The organism is Novacetimonas maltaceti (assembly GCF_002906255.1).
GTDB lineage: Bacteria > Pseudomonadota > Alphaproteobacteria > Acetobacterales > Acetobacteraceae > Novacetimonas > Novacetimonas maltaceti.
Genome location: NZ_POTC01000123.1, coordinates 1 through 2008 on the forward strand (window position 1 = coordinate 1; position 2008 = coordinate 2008).

Consider the following 2008-nt stretch of genomic DNA (forward strand, 5'->3'; position numbering starts at 1 on the left):
CTCCAGCGCAACCCGTGACTTGAACTCTGCCGCATACCTCTTCCGCGTAACCTTGCCCATAAAACCCGTCCTCGTTCAGGCCAGATGATAGCTTATCGCCCTGTCCGAAAAATGGGGACCACCTCTATGAACATCCCGGTCATCAGGGATCTCGGCGGCGATACGTTTCAGGAAATCGAGAAATTCCATGGTACGATGACGTTTGTAGCATTTGCCGATTACCGCACCTGTTGCGATGTCGAGGGCTGCAAACAGCGACGTCGTACCGTTCCGGAGATAGGTATGGGTACGTGGTTCCGGCACGCCCGGTACCATGGGCAGGACGTGCTGTTCGCGGTCTAGCGCCTGGATCTGGGATTTCTCGTCGACGCACAGCACGATCGCGCGGTTCGGTGGCGACATGTAAAGACCGACAATATCCCGAACCTTGTCGACAAATAGCGGGTCCGTCGACTGTTCGTCCGCAATTAGTCTACTGATTTGCCTCTATGCGACGCAGATGTTTTCATCGTCTACTTTGAGTGAGGACTTTAGCGGGACCTAGGAAACGTGACTACCGTGCGTTTTGGCTCAACAGGTGGAGGTGAGGGAACTAATGTCAGACCTACAGCACTCAGTTTGACTACCGCCTCTGGATATACTGCTAGCGCCAAGTTGAGTTGAGCGCAGAAGGTATCACGGAAATGGTCTAGGCGTTTTACGCCAGCGCCGAACTGGGCGTGAAGACCCTTCCAAGTGATTGGCGTGTCCTTCTGGAGGACATGCAGCCGATATGCAAGCCAGCAATATATGTCTAAAGCCATCGAGTGTTTACTGATCGCTCGAATTGCGGATTCCTGGATAGGAACAGGATGTCGACGAAGCTGATCGTAGAATGTTTCACTTAGCTTCGTCCGCGCTAAAAGCTGTCCCCCGCTAGAGTCCTCGCCATCTTCCGTAAACAGTGCCTTATCGACTATAAGTTGTTGGACTAATGCTGACTTTCCTGCTTGTTGGACCTCGAAAGTGAGACGACAGCGCGTGATGCGGAGTGCCTGCTCTCTTACGTCGGCTATCGTTTTGCCGCCAGGAGAGATGTTCATCTTCTTAAGCCAGTCGCGAAGCGACTTTCCGAGCTCAATTTCGCGACTCTGGGTTCTTAGAGCCTCGGTTTGCAGATATAGCAGTATAAGTCTGGCTCGACTTCCGTATGGGACACCAATCCATTGAAGTTCCCCATTCGGAAGCGTTCGTCGACCTGGTTCTACGAGAAGGGTAACTCTGTCGGTGCGAACTTGCCAAGGTGCAGAGTCGGGTTGTTTTTTATGTGGGAGCGGTGCTTGTGCCCAGCCGCTATACATGAAACCTAGTCCGGCATCTTCGTCCGTCAGATATGCGGCGGCCGCATCAACGACGCGGCGGTCCATGTCTAGCTGGAGTACATGCTGTCGACCATGCTCCTGAAGCAAGTCATGCACTTCCGCCATCATGGCTCCCCTAGGCATATGTATGTTGGCTCGATTCTGCGTCCATGATGCACGGATTTGTTCAGAATGTCTCTGAGGACTGTAGCGGGATCTAATACTAGTTAAAACTAATTGTATTCTAATATTAGTTTGTCCCGTTAGTGTCCTCGGGATAACTTATGCGAATCGTGCTTGCTCCGTAAGCACGTGTCGCTAGAGTCCTCAGTTTTTCCGCTACAGTCCTCAGTACCCTGTTGGTCACCTCGCAAAAGGGAGGTGTAGCGAATCGGTATCTCTGAGGGCATCAAGTTTCCCGTCAGAGTCCTCGATTTGCAGATAGCGCTAATTTGGCGCCCCGTCAAAGTCCTCAAAACTGAGAAATTTTCAGGTTAGGAGGCTTCTAACAGCCCGATTTTCCTTGATGTTCGGCGGATAAACCTGGAGGGTTCTAAAAACCCCCTGGTTTTGAGGTCTTCTGTATGATTCTATTTCTTCTGCGTTGATTGAGGGAATGGCGATATGAAGCAGCCTGGTTTTTTTGATGTTGAAGAGCGGCTTTCCCG

The 2008-nt window shown here is 51.5% G+C and carries 1 protein-coding gene and 1 pseudogene; both read right to left on the bottom strand.

Annotation, left to right across the window (positions count from 1 at the left end):
* Window positions 1-126 precede the first annotated feature (126 nt).
* Window positions 127-453, bottom strand: a pseudogene (locus KMAL_RS16520) (IS630 family transposase); the annotation flags it as partial.
* Window positions 454-530: 77 nt separating this feature from the next.
* Complete coding sequence (locus KMAL_RS16525; protein ID WP_087609072.1) at window positions 531-1469, bottom strand: replication protein RepA; 939 nt, start codon at window positions 1467-1469, stop codon at window positions 531-533.
* Window positions 1470-2008 lie beyond the last annotated feature (539 nt).

What these genes read in the sequence shown, in the direction of transcription:
- KMAL_RS16525 (WP_087609072.1), bottom strand. Translation starts at nt 1,469, where the DNA reads ATGATGGCGGAAGTGCATGACTTGCTTCAGGAGCATGGTCGACAGCAT.